This is a genomic window from Amycolatopsis sp. AA4, from assembly GCF_002796545.1.
Taxonomy (GTDB): Bacteria; Actinomycetota; Actinomycetes; order Mycobacteriales; family Pseudonocardiaceae; genus Amycolatopsis.
The window spans coordinates 1,854,625-1,877,641 of the sequence record NZ_CP024894.1; the positions used below are offsets into that span (position 1 = coordinate 1,854,625).

General features: G+C 70.7%; 22 protein-coding genes. 14 read left to right on the forward strand and 8 right to left on the reverse strand.

Annotated features, from left to right (window positions below):
* The first annotated feature begins 10 nt into the window (after positions 1-10).
* A complete protein-coding gene (locus CU254_RS08870; protein ID WP_100266736.1) occupies positions 11-970 on the forward strand; it encodes a GlxA family transcriptional regulator in 960 nt (319 codons plus the stop codon).
* A 103-nt stretch (positions 971-1,073) separates the two neighbouring features.
* Here CU254_RS08870 and trpD read toward each other — a convergent pair whose 3' ends face one another.
* From trpD to CU254_RS08885, 3 genes are all read right to left on the reverse strand, one after another.
* Positions 1,074-2,117 carry an anthranilate phosphoribosyltransferase gene (gene trpD / locus CU254_RS08875; protein WP_199841121.1) on the reverse strand — a complete coding sequence of 348 codons (1,044 nt, stop codon included), beginning with the start codon at positions 2,115-2,117 and terminating at the stop codon, positions 1,074-1,076.
* Positions 2,118-2,122: 5 nt separating this feature from the next.
* Complete coding sequence (locus CU254_RS08880; RefSeq protein WP_009074814.1) at positions 2,123-2,536, reverse strand: hypothetical protein; 414 nt, start codon at positions 2,534-2,536, stop codon at positions 2,123-2,125.
* Between the two features lie 61 nt (positions 2,537-2,597).
* Positions 2,598-3,023 (reverse strand): ribonuclease E inhibitor RraB, encoded by a 426-nt coding sequence (locus tag CU254_RS08885; RefSeq protein WP_037713031.1) that lies wholly within the window; start codon positions 3,021-3,023, stop codon positions 2,598-2,600.
* A 107-nt stretch (positions 3,024-3,130) separates the two neighbouring features.
* On the opposite strand from CU254_RS08885, the gene CU254_RS08890 reads away from it, so the two are divergent.
* Genes CU254_RS08890 through CU254_RS08905 form a run of 4 tightly spaced genes read left to right on the forward strand, consistent with a single transcriptional unit; the run spans position 3,131 to position 7,436 of the window.
* Positions 3,131-3,757, forward strand: a complete 627-nt coding sequence (locus tag CU254_RS08890; RefSeq protein WP_009074819.1) for a heme-copper oxidase subunit III — start codon at positions 3,131-3,133, stop codon at positions 3,755-3,757.
* Between the two features lie 54 nt (positions 3,758-3,811).
* Positions 3,812-4,630: a c-type cytochrome gene (locus CU254_RS08895; protein ID WP_009074821.1), complete on the forward strand. Its 819-nt coding sequence runs from the start codon at positions 3,812-3,814 to the stop codon at positions 4,628-4,630.
* Positions 4,627-5,778, forward strand: a complete 1,152-nt coding sequence (locus CU254_RS08900; RefSeq protein ID WP_037713036.1) for a ubiquinol-cytochrome c reductase iron-sulfur subunit — start codon at positions 4,627-4,629, stop codon at positions 5,776-5,778. Before CU254_RS08895 ends, CU254_RS08900 begins: the two co-directional genes overlap by 4 nt.
* Positions 5,775-7,436 carry a cytochrome bc complex cytochrome b subunit gene (locus tag CU254_RS08905; protein WP_009074825.1) on the forward strand — a complete coding sequence of 554 codons (1,662 nt, stop codon included), beginning with the start codon at positions 5,775-5,777 and terminating at the stop codon, positions 7,434-7,436. The genes CU254_RS08900 and CU254_RS08905 overlap by 4 nt, the downstream gene beginning before the upstream one ends.
* A gap of 184 nt (positions 7,437-7,620) precedes the next feature.
* On the opposite strand, the gene CU254_RS08910 is transcribed toward CU254_RS08905, so the two are convergent.
* The 4 genes from CU254_RS08910 to CU254_RS08925 all read right to left on the reverse strand — a co-directional run bounded on the left by CU254_RS08910 (position 7,621) and on the right by CU254_RS08925 (position 10,720).
* Positions 7,621-8,073: a GNAT family N-acetyltransferase gene (locus CU254_RS08910; RefSeq protein ID WP_009074827.1), complete on the reverse strand. Its 453-nt coding sequence runs from the start codon at positions 8,071-8,073 to the stop codon at positions 7,621-7,623.
* A 29-nt stretch (positions 8,074-8,102) separates the two neighbouring features.
* Positions 8,103-8,555 carry a GNAT family N-acetyltransferase gene (locus CU254_RS08915; protein ID WP_037713038.1) on the reverse strand — a complete coding sequence of 151 codons (453 nt, stop codon included), beginning with the start codon at positions 8,553-8,555 and terminating at the stop codon, positions 8,103-8,105.
* 33 nt (positions 8,556-8,588) lie between these two features.
* Positions 8,589-8,873, reverse strand: a complete 285-nt coding sequence (locus CU254_RS08920) for an Lrp/AsnC family transcriptional regulator (RefSeq protein ID WP_009074830.1) — start codon at positions 8,871-8,873, stop codon at positions 8,589-8,591.
* 128 nt (positions 8,874-9,001) lie between these two features.
* On the reverse strand, positions 9,002-10,720 hold the full coding sequence (locus CU254_RS08925) for a DEDD exonuclease domain-containing protein (protein ID WP_009074832.1): 1,719 nt from the start codon (positions 10,718-10,720) through the stop codon (positions 9,002-9,004).
* 120 nt (positions 10,721-10,840) lie between these two features.
* Here CU254_RS08925 and CU254_RS08930 point away from each other — a divergent pair, with 120 nt between their 5' ends.
* From CU254_RS08930 to CU254_RS08945, 4 genes are all read left to right on the forward strand, one after another.
* Positions 10,841-12,238 carry an NYN domain-containing protein gene (locus tag CU254_RS08930; RefSeq protein WP_009074834.1) on the forward strand — a complete coding sequence of 466 codons (1,398 nt, stop codon included), beginning with the start codon at positions 10,841-10,843 and terminating at the stop codon, positions 12,236-12,238.
* Between the two features lie 748 nt (positions 12,239-12,986).
* Positions 12,987-13,208: a hypothetical protein gene (locus tag CU254_RS08935; protein WP_037358162.1), complete on the forward strand. Its 222-nt coding sequence runs from the start codon at positions 12,987-12,989 to the stop codon at positions 13,206-13,208.
* A gap of 426 nt (positions 13,209-13,634) precedes the next feature.
* Positions 13,635-14,696, forward strand: coding sequence for an NlpC/P60 family protein (locus tag CU254_RS08940; protein WP_037713041.1), 1,062 nt, complete (start codon positions 13,635-13,637; stop codon positions 14,694-14,696).
* Positions 14,697-14,946: 250 nt separating this feature from the next.
* Positions 14,947-16,104, forward strand: coding sequence for a glycosyltransferase family 4 protein (locus CU254_RS08945; protein ID WP_199785847.1), 1,158 nt, complete (start codon positions 14,947-14,949; stop codon positions 16,102-16,104).
* Positions 16,105-16,111: 7 nt separating this feature from the next.
* On the opposite strand, the gene CU254_RS08950 is transcribed toward CU254_RS08945, so the two are convergent.
* Positions 16,112-16,726 (reverse strand): uridine kinase, encoded by a 615-nt coding sequence (locus tag CU254_RS08950; RefSeq protein ID WP_037716805.1) that lies wholly within the window; start codon positions 16,724-16,726, stop codon positions 16,112-16,114.
* 53 nt (positions 16,727-16,779) lie between these two features.
* Between CU254_RS08950 and CU254_RS08955 the strand changes: the two genes are divergently transcribed.
* The 5 genes from CU254_RS08955 to bioD all read left to right on the forward strand — a co-directional run bounded on the left by CU254_RS08955 (position 16,780) and on the right by bioD (position 22,900).
* A complete protein-coding gene (locus CU254_RS08955; RefSeq protein ID WP_009074841.1) occupies positions 16,780-17,187 on the forward strand; it encodes an SRPBCC domain-containing protein in 408 nt (135 codons plus the stop codon).
* Positions 17,188-17,212: 25 nt separating this feature from the next.
* Positions 17,213-18,442 carry a cytochrome P450 gene (locus CU254_RS08960; RefSeq protein ID WP_009074843.1) on the forward strand — a complete coding sequence of 410 codons (1,230 nt, stop codon included), beginning with the start codon at positions 17,213-17,215 and terminating at the stop codon, positions 18,440-18,442.
* A 45-nt stretch (positions 18,443-18,487) separates the two neighbouring features.
* Positions 18,488-19,774 carry an adenosylmethionine--8-amino-7-oxononanoate transaminase gene (locus tag CU254_RS08965; protein WP_009074845.1) on the forward strand — a complete coding sequence of 429 codons (1,287 nt, stop codon included), beginning with the start codon at positions 18,488-18,490 and terminating at the stop codon, positions 19,772-19,774.
* A 140-nt stretch (positions 19,775-19,914) separates the two neighbouring features.
* A complete protein-coding gene (locus tag CU254_RS08970; RefSeq protein ID WP_009074846.1) occupies positions 19,915-22,089 on the forward strand; it encodes a bifunctional SulP family inorganic anion transporter/carbonic anhydrase in 2,175 nt (724 codons plus the stop codon).
* A gap of 85 nt (positions 22,090-22,174) precedes the next feature.
* Positions 22,175-22,900, forward strand: coding sequence for a dethiobiotin synthase (bioD, locus tag CU254_RS08975; protein ID WP_037713043.1), 726 nt, complete (start codon positions 22,175-22,177; stop codon positions 22,898-22,900).
* Positions 22,901-23,017: the final 117 nt, after the last annotated feature.

Below are 23,017 nucleotides of genomic sequence, written 5' to 3' on the forward strand. Positions count from 1 at the left end.
AGCTGGGCGCATGGACGTGCAACGGGTCGCCGTGCTGCTCGCGGACCGAGTTTCGCCGTTCGAGCTGGGGGTCGCGTGCGAGGTGTTCGGCACCGACCGCAGCGCGGACGGGATGCCCGGCTGGGATTTCGGCGTGTGCTCGCCGGGCGGGGCGGAAGTGGCCAGCTGGTCCGGATTCGACCTGTCCGGACTGCGTGACCTGGACTTCGCGGCATCCGCCGATTTGGTGATTGTGCCCACCCAAGCGCCGCGGACCGCGCCGCCGCCGGAGCCGTTGCTGGACGCCTTGCGTGCCGCTCGGGAACGCGGCGCGTGGGTAGCTGGGTTCTGCGCGGGAGTTTTCTCACTCGGCTACGCGGGCCTGCTCGACGACCGGCGCTGCACCGTGCACTGGATCTACGAACCGGAATTCCGTCGCCTGTTCCCTTCGGCGGAAGTGGACCCGCAAGCGCTTTACGCGGACGACGACGGCGTGTTCACCAGCGCCGGGACGGTCGCCGCGGTCGACCTATGCCTGCACTTGGTGCGGCGATTGCGCGGGGTCGCGGCGGCGACGGCGCTGGCCCGCCGGATGGTGGCCGCACCGCATCGCGCCGGCGGGCAGGCACAGTTCGTGCAGGCCCCGGTGCCCGCGACGGCCGCACCGGACGACGCCGTGGTCGCCGAAGCGCTCGAATGGGTGGAACGGCGGCTGGATCAGCCGTTCACGGTCGCGGAGCTGGCCCGTCGCAGCGGACTGGGCGAGCGGACGTTCCTGCGCCGGTTCTCCGCCGCGACCGGGACGACGCCGCACCGCTGGCTGACCGAACGTCGTCTCGACCGAGCGCAGGCGCTGCTGGAGGAGGGTTCGCGTTCCGTGGAGGACATCGCGGTGGCTTGCGGTTATGCGTCCGCGGCGGCCTTGCGGCACCAGTTCTCGCGGCTGCGCTCGACTACGCCCAGCGCTTACCGGACCGCCTTCCGCTCGTGACCGCCTCGGGTCCGTGAAGGACTCCTTGAGGGAATCAGATTCCCTCAAGGAGTCCTTCACGGACCGCTGGATCGCGAACCGGGGCGTCGGGTCGCGCAGAAGGTCAGCGGCCAGCCGAGGAGAACGCGATCCACCGGTCCAGCAGCGCCGCTGCGGCACCGCTGTCGATGGCCTGGCGGGCTCGCTCCAGCCCGGCCGCCAGGTCGTCCTCGAGCGAATCAGAGAAGCCCGCGAAGGCGGCCAGCGCGGCGGCGGCGTTCAGCACCACCGCGTCGCGCACCGGCCCGGTCTTGCCGCTGACCAGTTCCCGGACGACCTCCGCGTTCGCCGCCGCGTCGCCGCCGCGCAGGTCTTCGGCCGTGGCGCGCGGGATGTCGAGCGACTGCGGGTCGAAGGTGCGTTCCGTCACCGTGCCGCCGGAAACCACCAGGACCGACGTCGTGGTCGTGGTGGTGATCTCGTCCAGTCCGTCGTCGCCGCGGGCCACCAGCACCGACATCCCGCGCTCGGCGAAAATCTCCGCCAGGGCATGGGTTTTGTCGGCGTAGGCGCAGCCGATCAGCGCACTCTGCGGCTGCGCCGGGTTGGTGAGCGGGCCGAGCAGGTTGAACGTGGTCGGCACGCCCAGTTCGCGCCGCGGCGGGCCGGTGTGCCGGAACGCCGGGTGGAACGCCGGCGCGAAGCAGAACCCGATGCCGATCTCCTCGAGCGACGCGAGCACCGCCTCCGGCGGCAGGTCGATCTTCACGCCGAGGGTCTCCAGCACGTCGGCCGCGCCGGACTTCGACGACGCGCTCCGGTTGCCGTGCTTGGCCACCGGCGCGCCCGCCGCCGCCGTGACGATCGTCGCCATCGTGGAGATGTTCACCGAATTCGACCGGTCGCCGCCGGTGCCGACGATGTCCACCGCGGGGCGGCTCAGCGTGATCCGCCGGGCGTGCGCCAGCATCGCGTCGGCCATGCCGGAGATCTCCGCGGGCGTTTCGCCCTTGGCGCGCAGCGCGACCGCGAAGCCGCCGATCTGCGCCTGCCCGGCGCTGCCGGACATGATCTGGTCCATCGCCCACGCCGTGTCCTCGGCGGAAAGGTCCTCGCCCGCGATGAGCCGGGTGAGCAGCGCGGGCCAGGTGTGCGGGGTGGCGCCCACCGGGCTCAGCCGCCGTTGACGGCGGGGACCCGCCCGGCGCGCAGCACGCCGGCGACGGTTTCCGCCGCGGTCAGCGGGTCGAGGGGGTGCACCAGCACGGCGTCGGCCAGCGCCCAGGTGGCGAGCCATCGGTCGTCGCGGCGGCGGACGGCGACCACGATCGGCGGGCAGTCGTCGATCTCGTGCTTGAGCTGGCGGGTCAGGCCGATGCCGCCGGTCGGCTGCGCCTCGCCGTCGAGGATCGCGAGATCGACCGAGCCCGCGTCCATTTCGGCGAGCACGTCGGCGATGCCGGCCGCCTCGACCCACTCGACGCGGCCGAGGTCGGCCGCCGGGCGCCTGCCGACGGCGTTCATGATCGCCTCGCGGACCTCGGCCTTGTGGCTGAACACCAGGATCCGCTGGGACTGCTCGCTCATTGAGCACGCCTCCGTCTCGTCACGGGTGGAACAGCCGCGATCGTATCCGCCGAGACGCATCTCACGCGGACGCGGTGGGCGAGTCACCCGGTTGCCGCGCCTCCCAGCCCGGAGCGTCGCCGCCGAGCCGCTGCGCCAGCCCCGCCATCCGGGACCGTTCCTGGGCGCAGTGCAGGGCGTCCAGCACCTGCACCCGCCGGGCGTGCGCCAGCACCCGGTCGCCGTCGCGGCTTTGCTCGCGCAGGTCGTAGCCGTCCTGGGCGAGGATCGCCGCCGCCTCTTCGATCCGGTCCGCCGGAAGCACGAGGTGATGGACGAGCACCGCGGGCGCTTCGCTTGCCCAGCCGGGTGAATCGGCGAGCACCGCCGAGTCCGCGACGGCCGGATCGAACGCCGAGACGACGGTCCGCAGACCGGGCGCGTCCGGGTCCAGAACCGCTTCTCCCGGCTTTCTCACCAGGTCACGGAGCTTCTCCAGCCAACTCACGAGTAGCTCCTTCCGCTGCTGGTCCGCCGCTCGCGCGCGGGTGTGACGCGAAGCTCCCACGACCCGCCGCAGACCCGGCGGGCGGGGTGCCGTCGCGAGAGGACATAATGCGATCCGTGACAACGGCAGCTCCCACCATCAGCCAGCGGGTCCACTCGCTGAACCGGCCGAACATGGTCAGTGTCGGCACCGTCGTGTGGCTGTCCAGCGAACTGATGTTCTTCGCCGGACTGTTCGCCATGTTCTTCACCGTCAAGGCGCAGAACCCGGCCGGGGCGTCCTGGCCGCCGCCGTTGCACGGCGAGGAGTTCCACCTCAACGTCGCGTACGCGATCCCGTTCACGGTGATCCTCGTGCTGTCGTCGCTGACCTGCCAGTTCGGCGTGTTCGCCGCGGAGCGGGGCGACGTCTACGGGCTGCGGCGCTGGTACATCGTGACGCTGATCATGGGCGCGATCTTCGTGTTCGGGCAGGCGAACGAGTACCACAACCTCGTCGAGGAGGGGCTCACGATCCCGTCCGGCCCGTTCGGCACGGTGTTCTACCTCGCGACCGGTTTCCACGGCCTGCACGTGATCGGCGGGCTCATCGCCTTCGTGTTCCTGCTGGTCCGCACGAAGCTCAGCAAGTTCACTCCGGCGCAGGCCACCTCGGCGATCGTCGTGTCGTACTACTGGCACTTCGTCGACATCGTGTGGGTAGGCCTCTTCGCGGTGATCTACATCCTTCCCTGATCTCCGCACCGCCACCACAAAACGGCCTGAACTGACAGCAAGGGTTGCCGCAAGATGACCACCAGCACCAAATCCTCGGAGCGCCGGTTCCGCGCGCGCTCGAAGATGCGCAGGCGCCTCGCGGGCGTGCTCGCACTCGGCGTCGCCCTGGTGGGGGCCGGCGCCCTGTACGCCGTCTTCGCCCCGGAACCGCAGACCGCGCAGGCACAAGGGGATCCGGCCCTGCTGCGCCAGGGCGAGCAGGTCTACAACAACACCTGCATCGAATGCCACGGCAAGAACCTCGAGGGCGTCAAGGACCGCGGTCCGAGCTTGATCGGCATCGGCGACGCGGCCGTCTACTTCCAGACCTCCTCCGGCCGGATGCCCGCGGCGCGCCAGGAAGCGCAGATGCCGCGCAAGCCGCCGAAGCTCACCCCGAGCGAGATCGACGCGGTCGGGGCCTACGTGCAGGCGCACGGCGGCGGCGCGCAGCGCCCGGAGGAGCGCGGCGAGGCGCTGCGCGGCAACGACCCGGCGCGCGGCGGCGAGCTGTTCCGGCTCAACTGCGCGTCCTGCCACAACTTCACCGGCAAGGGCGGAGCGCTGTCGGCGGGCAAGTACGCGCCGCCGCTGGACCCGGCTACCGAGGAGCAGATCTACGACGCGATGCTCACCGGGCCGGAAAACATGCCCAAGTTCTCCGACCGGCAGCTCAGCCCGGAGGAGAAGAAGGACATCATCGCCTACGTCAAGTCGGTGTCCGACGGCAACAACGACCCGGGCGGCAACGGTCTCGGCGGGGTCGGCCCCGCCTCGGAAGGCGTCATCGCGTTCGTCGTCGGAATCGCCGCGCTCGTCGGCATTACGCTGTGGATTGGATCGAAGGCATGAGTGCCGAAGGGCCCAAGCCGCCCTCGGAGGCGGAGCTGGCTGAGATGGACCGCGACGAGCTGCTCAAGCTCGGCGGTCAGCTCGACGGCGTCGAAATCGTCGAGTACCCGGAGCCGTGGCCGGTCAAGGACACCCGCGCGGAGCGGCGCGCCCAGCGCCACGTCGCGTTCTGGTTCACCCTGTCCGCGCTCGCCGGCCTGGCGTTCGTGGTCGTGATGGCCTGGCCGAAGTGGTGGGAGTACAAGGACCCGAGCGACCCGAGCGGGCACTCGACCTACAGCCTCTACACCCCGGCGCTCGGCGTCACGCTCGGTCTCGCGGTGCTGTCGCTCGGCATCGGCGTGATCCTCTACACCAAGAAGTTCGTCCCGCACGAGGTCGCGGTGCAGCAGCGCAGCGACGGCCCGTCCGCGGAGGTCGACCGGGCCACCATCCTGGCCCACCTGGCCGACGCCGGGACCCGCAACGGCATCGCCCGCCGGTCGCTGATCAAGCGCACCGCCGGCGCCGGCGCGGGCGCGCTCGGCCTCGCGGTCGCCGCGCTCCCGATCGCGTCCTTCATCAAGGACCCGTGGAAGGACAGCGACAACAAGGACGGCCTCTGGCACACCGGATGGCTGCCGAACTTCCCGGGCGAGAAGGTCTACCTGCGCCGCAACACCGGCAACCTCGAAGAGGACGTCAAGAACGGCGTCGCGCTGGTCAAGGCCGAGGACCTCGACGCGGGCGCGATGGAGACGGTCTTCCCGTACCGCGAGTCGGAAAAGGGCGACGAGAAGAAGCTGGCCGCGGCCCTGATGCGGGTCGACAACCCGGTCATGCTCATCCGGCTGCGCCCGACCGACGCCGCGCGCGTGGTCAAGCGCAAGGGCCAGGAGGACTACAACTTCGGCGACTACTACGCGTACACGAAGATCTGCAGCCACGTCGGCTGCCCGACCTCCCTGTACGAGCAGCGCACGAACCGCATCCTCTGCCCGTGCCACCAGTCGCAGTTCGACGCCCTGCACTACGCGAAGCCGATCTTCGGCCCGGCGACGCGTCCGCTGGCCCAGCTTCCGATCACGGTTGACGAAGAGGGATACTTGATCGCGAAGGGCGACTTCAACGAGGCCATCGGACCGGCCTTCTGGGAGCGTAAGTCATGAGTTCACTCACCACGCCGACCAAGGGCACGAGCGCACTCCAGAAGCACCTGGGCGAGGCCGCGGACAACGCGGACCAGCGGTACAAGCTGGCCAAGGGCCTGCGGCACCAGATGAACAAGGTGTTCCCGACCCACTGGTCCTTCCTGCTGGGCGAGATCGCCCTGTACAGCTTCATCGTCATCCTGCTGTCCGGGGTGTACCTGACGCTGTTCTTCGACCCCTCCATGCAGGAGGTCACGTATCACGGCAGCTTCACGAACATGCAGGGCATGCAGATGTCCCAGGCGTTCAAGACGACGCTGGACATCTCGTTCGACGTGCGCGGCGGCCTGTTCGTGCGGCAGCTGCACCACTGGGCGGCGCTGATCTTCGTCGCGTCGATGATGGTGCACATGCTCCGGATTTTCTTCACCGGCGCGTTCCGCAAGCCCCGCGAGGCGAACTGGGTCATCGGCGGCCTGCTGCTGATCCTGGGCATGTTCGAGGGCTTCTTCGGCTACTCGCTCCCGGACGACCTGCTGTCCGGCACCGGTATCCGCGCGACCCTGTCCGGCATCGTGCTGTCGGTGCCGGTGATCGGCACCTGGATCCACTGGGCGCTGTTCGGCGGGGAGTTCCCCGGCGACCAGATCATCCCGCGGCTCTACACGCTGCACATCCTGCTGGTCCCGGGCATCATGCTGGCGCTGATCGGCGCGCACCTGGCGCTGGTCTGGTACCAGAAGCACACCCAGTTCCCGGGCGTGCGGCGCAAGGAGACCAACGTCGTCGGCGTGCGGATCATGCCGTACTTCGCCCTCAAGGGCGGCGCGTTCTTCACCCTGGTCGTGGGCGTGCTGGCGCTGATGTCCGGCCTGTTCCAGATCAACCCGGTGTGGAACTTCGGGCCGTACAACCCGTCGATGGTGTCCGCGGGGTCCCAGCCGGACTTCTACATGGCCTGGGCGGACGGGATGCTCCGGATCTGGCCCGCCTGGGAGGTCTACCTCGGGAACTACACGATCCCGGCGGTGTTCTTCCCCGGTGCGATCGGCATGCCGATCCTGTTCGCGCTGCTGCTGACGTATCCGTTCCTGGAGCGCAAGCTGTCCAAGGACACCGCGCACCACAACCTGCTCCAGCGGCCGCGCGACGCACCGGTCCGCACCGCGCTGGGCATGATGGCGCTCGGGTTCTTCGCGGTGATCGAGCTGTCCGGCTTCAACGACATCATCGCCGACCAGTTCGACATCTCGCTGAACGCGACCACGTGGGCGGGCCGCATCGGCGTGCTGATCGTGCCGCCGCTCGCGTACTACTTCACCTACCGGATCTGCCTCGGCCTGCAGCGGTCCGACCGTGAGGTGCTGGAGCACGGCGTCGAGACCGGCATCATCAAGCGGCTGCCGCACGGCGAGTTCATCGAGATCCACCAGCCGCTGGCCGGCACGGACAGCCACGGCCACGCCATCCCGCTCGAGTACCAGGGCGCGGCGGTGCCGAAGAAGATGAACAAGCTCGGCACCGCGGGCCACGCCGTCCCGGGTTCGATCTGGACGCCGGACCCGGCGGAGGAGACGAAGGCGCTCGAGCGCGCCCGCGGCAACGGCCACGGGGCCGGGCACGGGAAGCTCGAGGGTTCCGAGGAGACGACCACCGAGGTCGGTTCCGGGCACTGAGTCCCCGCGTCTGGCTGAACGTCGGAAGGCCCCTTCCTCTTCGTGAGGGAGGGGCCTTCTTGCTGTGTTGTGGGAGGAGGGGCGGCGCTGACCGGTTCCGCGTCGTGGCGGTCGACGCCGCGCGGGAAGCTCGTCGTGCCGGGCGCTGAGCCCTGGGTTCCGCCGAACGCTTCTCGCTGTGCTGCTAAAGCTGGATGCGGGCGACGATCTCGTCCTCGTCCATTTCCCCGGTCGGCCGGAAGCCGAGTCGTTCGTAGAAGGGGCCGGGACTGTGCTTGCCCGGCATCCAGCTGACCGTCACGGATTCCGCGTCGCGGCGGCGTGCTTCGGCCAGCACCGCTTCGACCGCGAAGCGTCCGTAGCCCTTTTTCTGGTGTTTGGCGGCGATGTTCAGCCGCCAGAGATAGGTGCGGTAGTACTCGGTCGGGTTGTCCGGGTCGAAGGCGGCCATGACGAAACCGACGAGTTTCTTCCCGGCGTAGATCAGCCTCGGCCACGCGACGTCGTGCTGGACATAGGCTTCGGCGAGCGAGACGGCGACCGGGGCCACGTAGTCCCGCTGGTGCTTCGCCACCTTCAGCTCGCAGGCGTCTTCTACGTTGTCGACCGTGACTTCGACCAGTCTCGGGGTCGTCATGGGAAATACGGTAGCGCTCGCCGCGAGGTTCAGAGCCGGATGCGGCCGACGACCTCGCCCTCGTGAATCTGGCCGGTGGGCTGGAATCCGAGCCGCAGATAGAACGGCTCCGGGCTGTGCTCGCCAGGCACCCAGAGCACCGTGGCCGAATCCGCCCCGCGGCGGCGTGCTTCCGCCAGCACCGCTTCGACGGCGAACTTCCCGTAGCCCTTCTTCTGGTGCCCCGCGGCGATGTTCAACCGCCAGATGCCGCAACGGAAGTAGTCGATCGGACAGCCTGGGTCGAAGGCGGCCATCACGAAGCCGACGAGTTCGTCGCCCGCGTAGACCAGCCTCGGCCAGGCGATGTCCGGCCGGGGGTAGGCCTCGGCCAGCGAGCGCGCGACCGGGGCCACGTACCGCTCCTGGTGCGGGGCCACCGCCAGATCGCAGGCCGCGCCCACGTTGTCGGGGGTGACCTCGGCCAGCCGCAGTGTCGTCATGCCCCGGACGTTAGCCCGGGGGTACGACAATTCTCAGGCTCCTTCGACGCCGATCTCGAACGCGGAATCGGTGTCGGCGCGGGAGTAGGACCGGAACGCGATGTGGGTGACGGTGTCGAGCACGCCGCGGACCTTGCCGATGCGCCCGGGAATCAGGTCGGCGAGGTCCTCGTGGGCCTGCACGCGCACGGTGGCGATGAGGTCGACGTCCCCGGCGCACGAGTAGACCTCGGACACCTGGTCGAGGTCCGCGATCGCCTGCGCGGCCTGCGGGATTTCCTCGGCCTCTACGTTGATCAGCACGATCGCCGTGATCACAGCGTTCCTCCCACTTCCTGGCGGTAACCGACGTGCGCGATCGTAGCCGGGAACACGCCCCGGCACGGTGCGGCGGGGGCAGCTCGAAAGGATTCCCCGCCGGGTCGCGCGGATCGCCGCGGGCGACCTCAGTTCGCGACGTGTTCGAGCGACCGGGCATCGGCGACCCGGGCGAGCCACGATTGCCAGCCGGCGACGGCGACGGGCTCGGCCCACGGCCGGGTGGTGCGGACGAGCCGCGTCCCCGGACGCGCGAGCCACCGCAGCAGGATCCCGACCTCCTCGCCGGGCGCGCCGCGCAGCGGACCGTCGCCGGGCAGCACCGTTTCCCCGGCGGCGACCAGGGATTCGACCACCGGCATCGGCGGCACCCCGCGACGGGCCACTCCGGCCGAGGCGAGCCTGCCGTAGCGGATCACCGACAGTTCCCAACCGCCGCTGCCGTCCGGGGCCGCGGCGATGAGTTCCGCGACCGACGCGAGCGCGGCCTGCCGGTGTGCGCGGCCGACAGCGCGGACCAGCCCGGCCAGTTCGTCCCGGTGCCGGGCGGCTTGTTCGTAATGCCTTCGCGCGGACATTTCCTCCAGCCTCGCCGCGGCCAGATGGAGCGGGCGGCCGTCGTGGCCGGCGATGAGTCCGCGGGCGGCGTCCACGGCGGGGGAGTACTCGGCGACGGTTTGCCTGCCCGCGCAGGGGGCTCCGCAGCGGCCGAGTTCCGCCAGAACGCACGGCGTGCCGGACGCGGAGGTGGCCGAGATGCGCTGGGTGCAGGTCCGCAGGCCGGAGGCGTCGGCGAGAGTTTCGGCGGCGGTGCGCGCGTCGGCCTGGCTGCGGAACGGCCCGAGCGTGCCCGCGCGCGGCAGGCGGACCACGGAAAGCCGCGGGAAAGCCTCGTCGGTGAGGCTGATCCACCAGCCGTGGTGCGGGTTTTTCGAGCGCCGGTTGTAGGCCGGGCGGTGCGCGGCGATCAACCGCAGTTCGCGGATCTCGGCTTCGAGGGAATGCGCGCACTCGATGGCGTCCACCCGCTCCGCCAGCGCGACCATTTCCCGGATCCGGCCCCGGCTCTCCGAACCGGTGAAATACGTCCGTACGCGCCTTCTCAGGTCGCGCGCGGTGCCGACGTACAGGACTTCGTCGCGCGGTCCCTTGAAGAGGTACACGCCCGGTCGCGACGGGAGGTCGGCGGCGAGGTTTCGCTTGCGCCGCTGGGCCGGCGTGACGTCCGGGAGGTAGTCGATCAGCTCCTCGACGGTGTGCACGCCGAGGTTGCCGACGCGCTCCAGCAACGCGTGCAGGACGTCGGTGGTGGCGCGGGCGTCGTCGAGCGCACGGTGCGTCGGCCGGGTGCGCGAGCCGAGCAGCATGGACAGCGACGACAACCGGTAGCTGCGCGCTTCTTCCCGCGGGATGACGCGGCGCGCGAGCTTCACCGTGCAGACGACCGTGGGGCGCGGCCAGACGTAACCGTGTCCCTCGCAGGCCGCTTTCATGAAGCTGGTGTCGAAGCCGGAGTTGTGCGCGACCAGCACGGCGCCCGAGATGAACTCCAGGAACGCGGGCAGCACGCGTTCGATCCGGGGCGCGTCGTAGACCATCGCCTGCGTGATCCCGGTCAGCTCGACGATCTGCGGCGGGATCGGCGTGCCCGGGTTGACCAGCGTCGCGAACTCGCCCAGCACCTGTCCGGCGCGGACCTTGACCGCGCCGATCTCGGTGATCCCGTCCGGGCCGGGTTTGGTGCCGGTGGTCTCGAGGTCGAACACGACGAACGTGGTGTCCCGCAGCGGGGTGCCGAGCTCGTCGAACGCCAGCTGAGCCTGGATCGGCCTCGGTCGGGTCTCCATGATCGCGCACAGTAGGACCGACCACCGACAATCTTCGCGCGCGCCGCCCGTGGCCCGATGGTGACCAGCGGAACGGGCCGGTGCGGCGCGGGATCCGGCGGCGGGGCCTACCCTGGACCAATGCACCCTCAGCCCGTCGAACCGGAAGAAGCCGCGGAGGCCGTCGGCCCCTCGGCGGTTCCGGCGCGGGCGGAGGAGGACGCCGAGGTCCCGGAACCGGGGACGTGTCCGGAACCGGCGACGTGGACGAGCCTGCCGGAGGCAGTGCGCGAGCGGATCGCCGAACTGGCCGCGGCCGCGGTCGCGAAACTGCCGGTCGCCGACGTGCCGCGGCAGCTGCGGCCGGTCGCGAAGTTCGCCCCGGCCAAGCGCGCGAAGCTCGGCGGCACCGCGCTGCTGACCGCGTTGGGCGACTCGGCGCAGTTCCGGACCGCGGTCCTGGAATGGCTGCGCGAGCACCGGACCGACGCGCTGGACCCGAACGTCGCGGACTCCGTCGCGGCCGCTGCCGCCGCGGTGCTGCTCGGCGAATCCGGTGCGGCCGGACGCGTGCGGCTGGTCGCGAAGAACGCCGAGGAAACCGCGTTGCGCGCGGAGCGGGACGCGGCGCTGGCCCGGAACCAGCGGCTGGAAGCCGAAATCGCCGAGCTGCGGGCCGAGCTGGAAGAGGCGCGCGGGGCGGTCGAGCGAGCGCGAGGCGAACGCGAGGCCGAGGTCGAGAAGCTGCTGCGCCGGTTGCGTGAGCAGGGCGTTTTGCTGCGCCAGGCCAAGGACGCGGCGGAGGCGGCGCGCGCCGAACTGGCGGACGGGGGAGCGACGCGGGAACGCGAGATCGAGATGCTGAACGCGCAGCTCGACCGCGAACGCCGCCGGGTCGCCGCCGAACGCACTCGTGCCGAACGGGCGGTCGCGGACGCGGAGATGGCGCGGCAGTCGGCGCGCGAGGCCAGGGAGGCCGACGAGGTCCGGCTGGCGTTGCTGGTGGACACGATCGACGGCGCCGTCCACGGGCTTCGGCGCGAACTCGCGTTGGGCGATCGCGGCGCGCGGCCCGCCGACATGGTCAGCGGCGCGCGGTCCGGGCTCGGCCCCGGCGGGCGGATCCAGGACGTCACGGCGCTCGACCGGCATCTGGCGCTGCCGAACGTCCATCTCATCGTGGACGGCTACAACGTCACCAAAACGGGTTACCCGGAACTGGCGCTGGCCGATCAGCGGGACCGGCTCGTGCACCAGCTTTCAGCGCTGGCGGCGCGCACGTCGGCGGAGGTCACGGTGGTGTTCGACGGGGCCGGTGTGCTGTCGGTGCCCGCCGCGGTGCCGCGCGGGGTTCGAGTGCTGTTTTCCGAGCGTGGAGTGCTCGCGGACGACGTGATCCGGTCGCTGGTGGCGGCCGAGCCGAAGGGCCGTCCGATGGTCGTCGCGACGTCCGACCGGGCGGTCGCGGACTCGGTCCGCGCGGCCGGCGCGCACCCCGCTCCGGCGGCGGTGCTGGTCAGCCGATTGGGTCGAGTCTGACCCCTGCCCGCCGTCCGGGCTCCGAAAATTGTCGGTGGTGCTTCCTACCGTTTGTTCCCGAGGCGATTCCCGGAACCGGTCCGGGGCCTCGCGGACGGACGGAGGCTCGGCGATGGGCGAGAACAAGCGGTTCGGTTTCGGTGTGCGTCACCCGCGCGGGGCGGGTTCCGCGGTGAGTCTTCCCACTGGGGTGAGCCCGGCCACGGCTGAGGCGCGGGACCGGGATCTGGAGGCGCGCCGGGAAAGCGGCGTTTCTGCTGGTTCTGGTTGTCGCGCGGGGGAAGCGGCGGTGGTTTTGCGGCGGCCGGGCGAGGGGATGGGGGCGGAGTCGCTGCGGGGCGGGGAGGACGTGGCCTTGGCGGGCTCTCTGAGCGGGGAGCAGGCGCGCTTAGGCGTGGTTGGCGGAGAGGGGAGCGCGGACCCGTCGGGCGGGGAGTCGGCACGGCAGGAAGCGGCGGCTGCGAATTCGCCAGGCGACGGGTCGGCACGGCGAGGCCCTGGTGCTGTGAGTCCGCTCGGCAGGGGGCGGGTCCGGCGCGGCGAGGGTGAAACAGCGGAGACCTCGGGCTCGTCAGGCGGGGAACCGAGGCGGCTGGACGCGCACGATGCGGAGGAGTCGCGAGAGCTGGGCGTCGCCGACCTCGCCCAGCCTCGGCGCGCGGGACGGCGGCACTCCGGAGCGTCCCGCAGCGCGAAGCGGGCGAAACCCGTTGCCTCCCGCCGGGAAGAGCGGCGGCCGGAGGGTGCGGTGGACGTCGCGGTCGAGGACATCGACACGTTCGTCGTCGACTGCGACCGGTGTGCGGTGCGCGGGGCGGCGTGTGCCGATTGCGTGGTCAGCGTGCTGCTCGGGCCGCCGGTCGGCCTCGTCTGGGACGCGGACGAGCGGCGGGCTGTCGACGCGCTCGCCGAGGCGGGGATGGTGCCGCGGCTGCGCCTGGTTCCGGAGACCGACAGTAGGTCGGCGTGACACCAGTGGGTGACACTGACTCGCCGAGCGGTCGCCTCGGTGCGGTGAACGGTAAGTAGTCGAAGGGGTCGTTTGAGCTGCCGCAGCGTGTGACCTAAGTCACGTGTAACTGCCTTGCTGGTCCGATGGTGTTTCGCCGGACTACGGAGAGTTTTTACGGGGGGCCAGGTGGACGCGCCGACGGTCTTTTCGTAACCTGGCCGAGATCTCGCGCCAGGCAGCTGTCGGACGACGGCGACGCGGGATCGCCGCCGGTACGGCTTTGTCGGGGAGTCAGGACCGGAACCAACCACCGTGCGCGGAAAGCTGTTGTGGCACACGACGGCCGGAACGCGGACGGGCATCGTGCGCGAAGAGGGCCCCCGACCTCTTCCGCGCCGGGTTCCGGACACGGCGGCCCAACGAGCAAAGGAGACCCGCGCGGCCGTGCAGTCGCATCCAGTCAAGCGCGTGGTGTCAGGCGCCCTCGCGGCCGCCTCGGTGATCGCTATCGTCACCGCGGCGCAGCCGGCGGGCACCGCAGCCGCTTCCCCCCTCCCCGTCCTCCAGGCCCCGCCGGACTCCGGTTCGGACGCTCTCGCCAAGTACCGCGACCTCGCGGCGCAGGCGGAGAAGGCGAACGAGGACCTCCTCAAAGCCAAAGACGACCTCGCCGCCCGGCAGGGCGACCTCGACAAGGCCAACGGAGACGTGAGCAACGCTCACAACCTCTCCGCGCAGGCCGCCGAGAACGAGAAGAAGTACAAGGTCGACGTCGACAAGTTCGCGAACGCGTCGTTCCTGTCCGGCGTGCAGATGAACAAACTGTCCGCGCTGCTGGCGGGCACGTCGACGCAGGAGTTCCTCGACCGTTCGTCGGCGCTGGACCAGATCGCCTCGCAGAAGGCCGCCGCGCTGGAGAAGCTCCAGGGCGCGGTCGACCAGGCCAAGGCCGCCGAGAAGCTGGCCGCCGACGCCGCGCAGCGGGCCACCGCGGCGCGCGACGCGGCGGCGAAGCTGACCGAGGACATCACGGCCAAGAAGAAGTCCCTCGACGACCAGGTCGCCGAGCTGAAGAAGACCTCGTCGGCGTTGAGCCAGGCCGACCGCAACGCGCAGAAGGACACCGGCGGCGACATCTCGGTGGACCTCGCGAACGCGGGCCCGGCCGCGGCGGCCGCCGTCCAGGCCGCGCTCAGCCAGCGGGGCAAGCCCTACGAGTGGGGCGCCACCGGGCCGAGCTCGTACGACTGCTCGGGCCTGATGCAGTGGGCCTACAAGCAGGCCGGGATCTCCCTGCCGCGCTCGAGCCAGCAGCAGAGCCAGACCGGCACCCCGGTCCCGCGCAGCCAGCTGCAGCCCGGCGACCTGGTGTTCTACTACTCGCCGGTTTCGCACGTGGGCATGTACATCGGCAACGGGATGATGGTGCACGCGCCGACCACCGGCGACGTCGTCAAGATCTCGCCGCTGCAGAGCCAGTACGTGGGTGCGCGCCGGGTCGCCTGACCGGACGTTCTCGCTTTCCCCGGGGCGGTGCCGCACACGCGGTGCCGCCCCGGTTTTTTTGGTGAGGGCCGTGAGCTGGTTCGCGGTGGGGAATGCTCGCGATGACCACGGGCGCTGCGGTGGCGATCGGCCGGTGCGAAGCCAATACGCAGGTGAGCGGCGAGGCGAGATGCGGGTTTCGCGCGCCGGCCCGGGTGTGCTCGCTTCACCGGGACGATCCCCGGCGACCGCTCGTCGGTAGCCTGCGGGGGTGCTGAGGACCCTGCTCGTGACGAACGACTTCCCGCCGCGCCCCGGGGGCATCCAGAATTACCTCAATTCGCTGGCCACCCGGCTGCCCGCGGACGACCTGGTCGTCTACGCGCCTTCGTGGGAACGCAGCAGCGGCTCGCACACCGAGTTCGACGCGGCGGCTCCGTTCGAAGTGGTGCGCCATCCGACGTCGCTGATGCTGCCCACGCCGGACGTCCTGCGCCGCGCGAAGCAGATCATGATGGCCCGCGACTGCGAGGCCGTCTGGTTCGGCGCGGCCGCCCCGCTCGCCTTGCTGGGGCACCCGCTGCGGCAGGCTGGCGCGCGCAGGATCGTCGCGTCCACGCACGGGCACGAAGTCGGCTGGTCGATGCTGCCCGGCTCGCGGCAAGCACTGCGGCGGATCGGCGAAACAGTCGACGTCGTCACGTACGTCAGCAAGTACACGCGCAACCGGTTCGCCGCCGCGTTCGGGCGGCATGCGGGGCTGGAAATGCTGCCCAGCGGGGTCGACACCACGGTTTTCGCGCCGGACCCGGCTGGGCGGGAGGAAATCCGCGCTCGGCACGGGCTCGGCGACCGGCCGACGGTCGTCTGCGTTTCGCGGCTCGTTCCGCGCAAGGGCCAGGACATGCTGATCTCCGCGCTGCCCGCGATCCGCGAGCGCGTGCCCGGTGCGGCGCTGCTGCTCGTCGGGGGCGGTCCGTATCGCAAGCGGCTCACGCAGCTGGCCGCGGCGCTCGGCGTCGCCGACGACGTGGTTTTCACCGGCTCGGTGCCCTGGGACGAACTGCCCGCGCACTACAACGCTGGCGACGTCTTCGCGATGCCTGCCCGCACGCGCGGCAAGGGGCTCGACGTGGAGGGCCTCGGCATCGTCTACCTGGAAGCGTCCGCGACCGGGCTGCCGGTGGTCGCGGGCACGTCCGGCGGGGCGCCGGAGGCGGTGCTGGACGAGGTGACCGGCCACGTGGTCGACGGCCGCGACCCGGGGCAGCTCGCCGAAACCTTGTCGGCCCTGCTGTCCGACCCGGTCCGCGCCCGCAGGATGGGCGAGGCGGGCCGTTCGTGGGTCGCCGCGAACTGGCGCTGGGACACGATGGCGCAGCGCCTCTCGACGCTCCTGGACGGCGACCCGGTGGCGGCGGTGCGCTGAACCCGCCTCAGGGTTCGTAAATCGCCGGGTGGCGCGGGTCGTCCACGCGGACCACGACGTCCGCGAGGGCGCTGGGATCGACTTCGTTTTCGTAGCGCTCGTAAGCGGGCAGCGCCCATTCGTCGGAGACGCGACGGCGCAATGCCCCCGGCGAAAGCCACAAATGCACCACGAAATCGAACGCCAATCCCGCGCCCAGCAAGAATTCCCCGTCGACCAGGACGACGCCTCGCTCCGGCACCGGGACGCGCGGCAGGCGGGTCGCCCGGTCACGTTCGGCGTCCCACAGCGCGGGCAGCACTTCGCCGCTTCCGTCGTCGGCGAGCGGGTCGAGGACTTCCCGGCGCAGACCGCCTGAATCGAGCCAATCGGTATACCGCGCGTCCGGGTTTTGTTTGCCGTGCTCGAAACGGAGTGACGCTGGTCGCAAAAAACCCGCGGCGGGCACGTGCAGCGCGGCGCGGCCGAGGAGCTTCAGCGGGCCGGTCAGCGCCTCGGCGAGCGGGCCCGTTCCGGCCGCTCCGTCGATCGCGACCGCGATTCGTCGGCGGTGGGTGAGCGCGTCGACGCGCTCGGTCAGCTCGGCGGCGAGGGCGTCGGGGGAGATGGGGCGGTAGCGCACGATCGCATGATCCCGCACCGGTTTCCGTCGGTCCCCGATGCCATGATGGCGGCATGGCCAACGAGGAGGGCAAGACCGGGCGGAGTGGTTGGGAGACAGCGGTTTCCCGCACGATGCCGTACCCGGGCAGCCGGGTGTGGGAGTTCTTGGTGGGGGACGGGGTGGAGATCTGGCTCGGCCCGGGCGTCGAGCTGCCGCGCGAGCGCGGGGCCGGCTACGAGACCGAACACGGCACGACCGGCGAAATCCGCAGTTATGCCGACGACCGGTTGCGGCTCACCTGGCGTCCGGCGGACTGGGATCACGATTCCCTGCTGGAGCTCGAGGTCGCGGATCTCGGCAAGCGCAGCACGCTGAAGATCCGCCAGGAACAGCTCGCGGACGTGGCGGAAAAGGCCGAGCAGCGGGCATATTGGAAACAGGTGGTCGAGCGCGTCGAGGCGGCATTGGCCGAACGCTGACCGAACTGCACAGGGGGACCGAGCAGTGAGCGTCGACGAACAAACCGGGGAACTCCCGTTCGCGGACGAGGAACTCTGGCAGAGCACGCACGAATGGCTGGCGCGGCGGCGCGAATCCGGTGCGGTGTGCCCGATCGTCGCCCGGCACGGCATCCCGTCCTACCTGGTCAGCGGATACGAGCAGGCCCGCGAGCTGCTCAACGATCCGCGCGTCAGCAAGGACAGCACGGGCGTGGCGCGCGTGGTGGCGGCGAAGGTCGGCCAGGACGTCCAGGGGCCGGATTTCAGCACTCTGCTCACCCGGCACATGCTCAACAGCGATCCGCCGGTCCACACCCGGCTGCGCAAGCTGGTGAACAAGGCCTTCACCGCCCGCACCGTCTCCCGGCTGCGGCCGCGGATCCAGGAGATCGCCGACGAGCTGCTGGACGAGATGGCCCGGCACGAGCAGGTCGACCTGCTGCGGGAGTTCGCGGAGCCGTTGCCGATCACGGTGATCTGCGAGCTGCTCGGCGTGCGCGTCGAGGACCGCGACGCGTTCTCCGCCTGGTCGCACACGCTGCTGTCGTTCGCCGCGGACGAGGAATCCCAGGCCGCGGCGGCGACCGAGATGCAGACCTACCTGCTGCAACTGGTCGAGCGCAAACGCGCCGAACCGGCCGAAGACCTGCTCTCGGACCTCGTGCACGCCAGCGACGAAGGCGATTCGCTCGACCGGGACGAGCTGATCTCGATGGCGTTCCTGCTGCTGATCGCCGGGCACGAAACCACGGTCAACCTGATCGCCAACGCCGTGTTCGCGTTGCTGCGCGCGCCCGATCAGGCGGAGAAACTGCGCGCCGACCCGAGCCTGCTGCCCGGCGCGGTCGAGGAGTTCCTCCGGTTCGACGGGCCGATCAACTTCGCGACCATGCGCTACACAGTCGAGGACATCGACGCGGGCGGCGTCACCATCCCGACCGACGAGTTCCTCAACATCTCCTTGCTGTCGGCCAACCGGGACCCGGAGAAATTCCCGGATCCGGACACGCTCGACGTCACGCGCCCGCCCGGCGGGCACCTCGCGTTCGGGCACGGCATCCACTACTGCGTCGGCGCGCCGCTGGCCCGGCTGGAGGCGCAGATCGCGATCGGCTCGCTCCTGGAGCGGTTCCCGAAGCTGAGCCTGGCCGTGCCCGCCGAAAGCGTCGTCTACCGGCCGAGTTCGCTGGTGCACGGCCTGCTGGCGCTGCCGGTGCGGCCGAACGGGGTGTAGCGGCTCTCACTGCGGGCCCGCCCGCCGCCCGGTTAGGGTCGGCGGGTGGAATCCAGTGCTGCTGACCTCCTCGCCCTCGACGCCGCACACGTGTGGCATCCCTACGCGCCGATGCCGAGCCGCGTGCCGCCCCTGCTCGTGGAAGAGGCGAGCGGGGTGCGGTTGAAGCTCGCCGACGGACGGGAACTGGTCGACGGCATGTCGTCCTGGTGGGCGGCGGTGCACGGCTACCGCAACCCGGTGCTCGACGCCGCGCTCGCGGAGCAGGCCGGGCGGATGAGCCACGTGATGTTCGGCGGGCTGACCCACGAACCGGCGATCACGCTCGCGAAGACGCTGGTCGAGATGACCCCGGACGGGCTCGAGCACGTGTTCCTGTGCGATTCGGGCTCGGTTTCGGTCGAGGTCGCGGTGAAAATGTGCCTGCAGTACCAGCGATCCCGAGGACTGCCGGGCAAACACCGGCTGCTCACCTGGCGCGGCGGCTACCACGGCGACACGTTCACGCCGATGAGCGTCTGCGATCCGGACGGCGGCATGCATTCGCTGTGGCGCGGCGTGCTGCCGGAGCAGGTTTTCGTGCCGGCCCCGCCTTCCGGCTTCGATACCCCGGTCGATGAGTCCTATGTGGACGAACTGGCGAAGGCGCTCGAGCAGCACGCGGACGAACTGGCCGCGGTGATCGTGGAACCGGTCGTGCAGAACGCGGGCGGCATGCGATTCCACCATCCCGGGTATCTGCGCGCGTTGCGCGAGCTGACCCGGGAACACGACGTGCTGCTGGTGTTCGACGAGATCGCGACCGGATTCGGCCGTACCGGCAAGCTTTTCGCGGCCGAGCACGCTGGCGTGACGCCTGACGTGCTGTGCGTCGGCAAGGCGCTCACCGGCGGCTACCTCACGATGGCCGCCGCGTTGTGCACTCCCGAAGTCGCCGACGGCATCGCGCGCGGCGAGCTTCCCGTCCTCGCGCACGGCCCGACGTTCATGGGAAATCCGCTGGCCTCGGCGGTCGCCAATGCTTCGCTCGGGTTGCTGGCCGAAGGCCGATGGCAGACCGATGTCTCTCGCATCGAAACCGCGCTGCGGCAAGGACTTGAACCGGCTCGCGAGCTGCCGCACGTCGTGGACGTGCGGGCGCTGGGCGCGATTGGGGTGCTGCAGCTGGATCACGAGGTGGACATGAGGGTCGCGACCGAGGTGGTGACGGCCGAAGGCGTGTGGCTGCGTCCGTTCCGGAATCTGATCTACACGATGCCGCCGTACGTCAGCACCGACGACGACCTGGCGGTGATCATGTCGGCGATGCGGGCCGCCGCGGCGAAGGCCTGAGGTTACTTCGGGTTTGGCGTGGCTGCCGGTAGTGGATCTTGGCTGGTCACGCAACCCGATCGTGGGTTATTCGACAAAGATCCACTCCGTAGGGTGGGACATAGCGGACATTTCACGGGGATGCCGGTTTCCTGGTCGGCATGAGACGACTTGCCGTGCTTCGCCACGACGTGCCCGCCTCGCTCGTGGTTTTCCTCGTCGCGGTCCCGCTTTCGCTCGGGATCGCCCTCGCCTCCGGCGCCCCGATCGTCGCGGGGCTGATCGCCGCCGTGGTCGGAGGGGTGGTCGCCGGTGCCCTCGGCGGCTCTCCGCTGCAGGTCAGCGGGCCCGCCGCCGGGCTGACCGTGCTGATGGCCGAAACGATCTCCACCTTCGGCTGGGCGGTCACCTGCCTGATCACCGTCCTCGCCGGGGCGCTGCAGATCCTGTTCGGCCTGAGCCGGGTCGCGCGGGCGGCGCTGGCCATCTCGCCGGCGATCGTGCACGGGATGCTCGCCGGGATCGGCGTCACGATCGTGCTCGGCCAGCTGCACGTGCTGTTGGGCGGAAAGGCGCAGAGTTCGGCGCTGGAGAACATCGCCCAGCTGCCCGCGCAGATCGCCGCCCACCACGACGCCGCCGCGCTGATCGGCGTCCTGACGCTGGCCATCCTGCTGGCCTGGCCCAAACTTCCTTCAGCGGTAAGGAAAATCCCCGGACCGCTGGCGGCCATCGCGGTCGCGACACTCGTGTCGGTGGCGGCCGGGATGACGCTGCCGCGCGTCGAACTGCCCGGCGACCTGCTGCAGATCCGGTTCACCCCGCAGCTGCCGGACGGCGGCTGGGGCCAGGTCGCGGTCGCGGTGCTCACGATCGCGCTGATCGCCAGCGTCGAGAGCCTGCTGTCCGCGGTCGCGGTCGACAAACTGCAGAACGGCCCGCGCGCCGACCTGAACCGCGAGTTGATCGGCCAGGGCGCGGCGAACATGGTGTCCGGCGCGCTCGGCGGACTGCCGGTGACCGGCGTGATCGTGCGCAGTTCCACCAACGTCGCGGCCGGGGCGCGCACGCGGGCCTCGGCGGTCCTGCACGGCGTGTGGGTGCTGGTGTTCGTGGTCGCGCTGGCCGGGGTGCTGAAGTCGATTCCGCTGGCCGCGCTCGCCGGGCTGCTCGTGCACGTCGGCGCGAAGCTGGTGAATCCCGGCCATCTGCGGCAGGTCCTGCGACACGGCGATCTGCCGCTTTACCTGGTGACCGTCGCCGGGGTCGTCGTGTTCGACCTGCTGACCGGCGTGCTCGCCGGGATTGTGCTGGCCGTGCTGCTGATGCTGCGCCGGACCGTGTGGTCGGGCGTGCATGCCGAGCACCACGGCGGCGAATGGCGCGTGATTGTCGAAGGCGTGCTGACGTTCCTGTCCGTGCCGCGGCTGACGAAGGTGCTCGGCACGATTCCGGCCGGGTCGAAGGTGACGCTGGAGCTGGTCGCGGATTACCTCGACCACGCGGCGTTCGAGAGCCTTTCCGCCTGGCAGCAGGCGCATGAACGGACCGGCGGCACGGTGGTCGTCGACGAGATCGGGCACCCGTGGTTCGCGAAGGGCAAGGAAGGCCGTCCGACGCTCCGGCGCACCGCGGCGGCCGGTGCGATGCCGAGGTGGCTGGCTCCGTGGTCGGCGTGGCAGGCCGCGGACGTGCGCGTGCCCGGGCAGCGGACCCACCGGGGCGCGACGGAATTCCAGCGCCGGGCCGCTCCGCTGCTCAAGGACGTCCTCAGCGGGCTGGCGCACGCGCAGCAACCGCACACGCTGTTCATCACCTGCGGCGATTCGCGGATCGTGCCGAACCTGATCACCACGTCCGGTCCCGGCGACCTGTTCACCATCCGCAACATCGGCAACCTGGTGCCGCCCGAGCAGGCCGATCCGTCGACCAACGCGGCGATCGAATTCGCGGTCGGGGTGCTGGGGGTGCGGGAGATCGTGGTGTGCGGGCACTCCTCGTGCGGGGCGATGGGCGCGCTGGCCAGCGGTCCGCCCGCGGACACCGCGCTCGCGAAGTGGCTGGTGCACGCCGAACCGAGCCGGAAGCGCGCCGGGGCGGTGACCCTCGACGGGGAGCGGCCGGAGCGCGAACCGGACCGGCTGGCGCTGCACAACGTCCTGCAGCAGCTGACGCATTTGCGGCAGTACCCGCTGGTCGCCGAGGCCGAAGCACGCGGCGAGCTGGCGCTGACCGGGCTGTACTTCGACGTCGGCGCGGCGCAGGTGTACCTGGCCGACCCGGCGAAGGGGGAGTTCGTGGCCGCGGGAGCGCCCGCGACGGCCCCGGCCGGCTGACCCGGGCCCTCGCGCGCGCCTCCGGGTGCGCGCGAGGGAACCCCGAGTGTTGACATCGGGGAGCACGGCAATATCTTGATGGCTCGTGACGACGCTCGTGATAACCGGAACTGGCACCGACGTCGGCAAAACGGTCGCCACCGCGGCGATCGCGGCGCTGGCCCTCGCGCAGGGACAACGCGTCGCGGTGCTGAAACCCGCGCAGACCGGCGTGGTCCCCGGCGAGGCGGGCGACCTCGCCGAGGTGGTTCGGCTGGCAGGCAAGGACCTGACGATCCGGGAGCTGCGGCGGTACCCGGATCCGCTGTCGCCGGAAGCCGCTTCCCGGCGCTCCGGGCTCCCGACGGTGGGCCCGGGGGAGATCTCCGCCGCGGCGAGCGAACTGGACGCGGCGCACGATCTGACGCTGGTCGAGGGCGCGGGCGGGATGCTGGTCCGGTTCGACTCGCAGGGGAGCACGCTGGCGGACGTCGCGTGGTCTCTGGGGGCGCCGGTGGTGCTCGTCGCGCAAGCCGGGCTGGGGACGCTCAACACGACCGCGCTGACCGCTGAGGTGGCTACCCAGCGCGGGCTGAACATCGTGGGGGTGATCATCGGGTCCTGGCCCGCTGATCCGGATCTGGCGGCGCTGGAGAATCTCCGGGATTTGCCGGTCGCGGCGGGGGCTCCGTTGCTGGGCGTCCTGCCTGCCGGGCTGGGGGCGGCGGATCGGGACGCCTTCGTGGAGCAGGCTCGGCGGGGGTTGTCGCCGTGGTTCGGCGGGGAGTTCGATCCGGAGGACTTCACTGCTGCGGCTTCTGCGCAGAAGTAGCTTCGGGGGCTTCGCCTGACGCGAGAAACCGGGTGAAGGCGATTTCTCCGCCGTGACGCCAGTCGCGGCAATCAGACACTTCGCAACCGGTTACTCTCAGTCCCGCACACTCGCAGG

Coding starts and splice junctions, on each gene's coding strand:
- CU254_RS08870 (WP_100266736.1), top strand. CDS start 11: ATGGACGTGCAACGGGTCGCCGTGCTGCTCGCGGACCGAGTTTCGCCG.
- CU254_RS08905 (WP_009074825.1), top strand. CDS start 5,775: ATGAGTTCACTCACCACGCCGACCAAGGGCACGAGCGCACTCCAGAAG.
- CU254_RS08925 (WP_009074832.1), bottom strand. CDS start 10,720: ATGGAGACCCGACCGAGGCCGATCCAGGCTCAGCTGGCGTTCGACGAG.
- CU254_RS08955 (WP_009074841.1), top strand. CDS start 16,780: ATGGCCAACGAGGAGGGCAAGACCGGGCGGAGTGGTTGGGAGACAGCG.
- CU254_RS08895 (WP_009074821.1), top strand. CDS start 3,812: ATGACCACCAGCACCAAATCCTCGGAGCGCCGGTTCCGCGCGCGCTCG.
- CU254_RS08915 (WP_037713038.1), bottom strand. CDS start 8,555: ATGACGACACTGCGGCTGGCCGAGGTCACCCCCGACAACGTGGGCGCG.
- CU254_RS08880 (WP_009074814.1), bottom strand. CDS start 2,536: ATGAGCGAGCAGTCCCAGCGGATCCTGGTGTTCAGCCACAAGGCCGAG.
- CU254_RS08900 (WP_037713036.1), top strand. CDS start 4,627: ATGAGTGCCGAAGGGCCCAAGCCGCCCTCGGAGGCGGAGCTGGCTGAG.
- CU254_RS08890 (WP_009074819.1), top strand. CDS start 3,131: ATGCGATCCGTGACAACGGCAGCTCCCACCATCAGCCAGCGGGTCCAC.
- CU254_RS08910 (WP_009074827.1), bottom strand. CDS start 8,073: ATGACGACCCCGAGACTGGTCGAAGTCACGGTCGACAACGTAGAAGAC.
- CU254_RS08970 (WP_009074846.1), top strand. CDS start 19,915: ATGAGACGACTTGCCGTGCTTCGCCACGACGTGCCCGCCTCGCTCGTG.
- CU254_RS08930 (WP_009074834.1), top strand. CDS start 10,841: ATGCACCCTCAGCCCGTCGAACCGGAAGAAGCCGCGGAGGCCGTCGGC.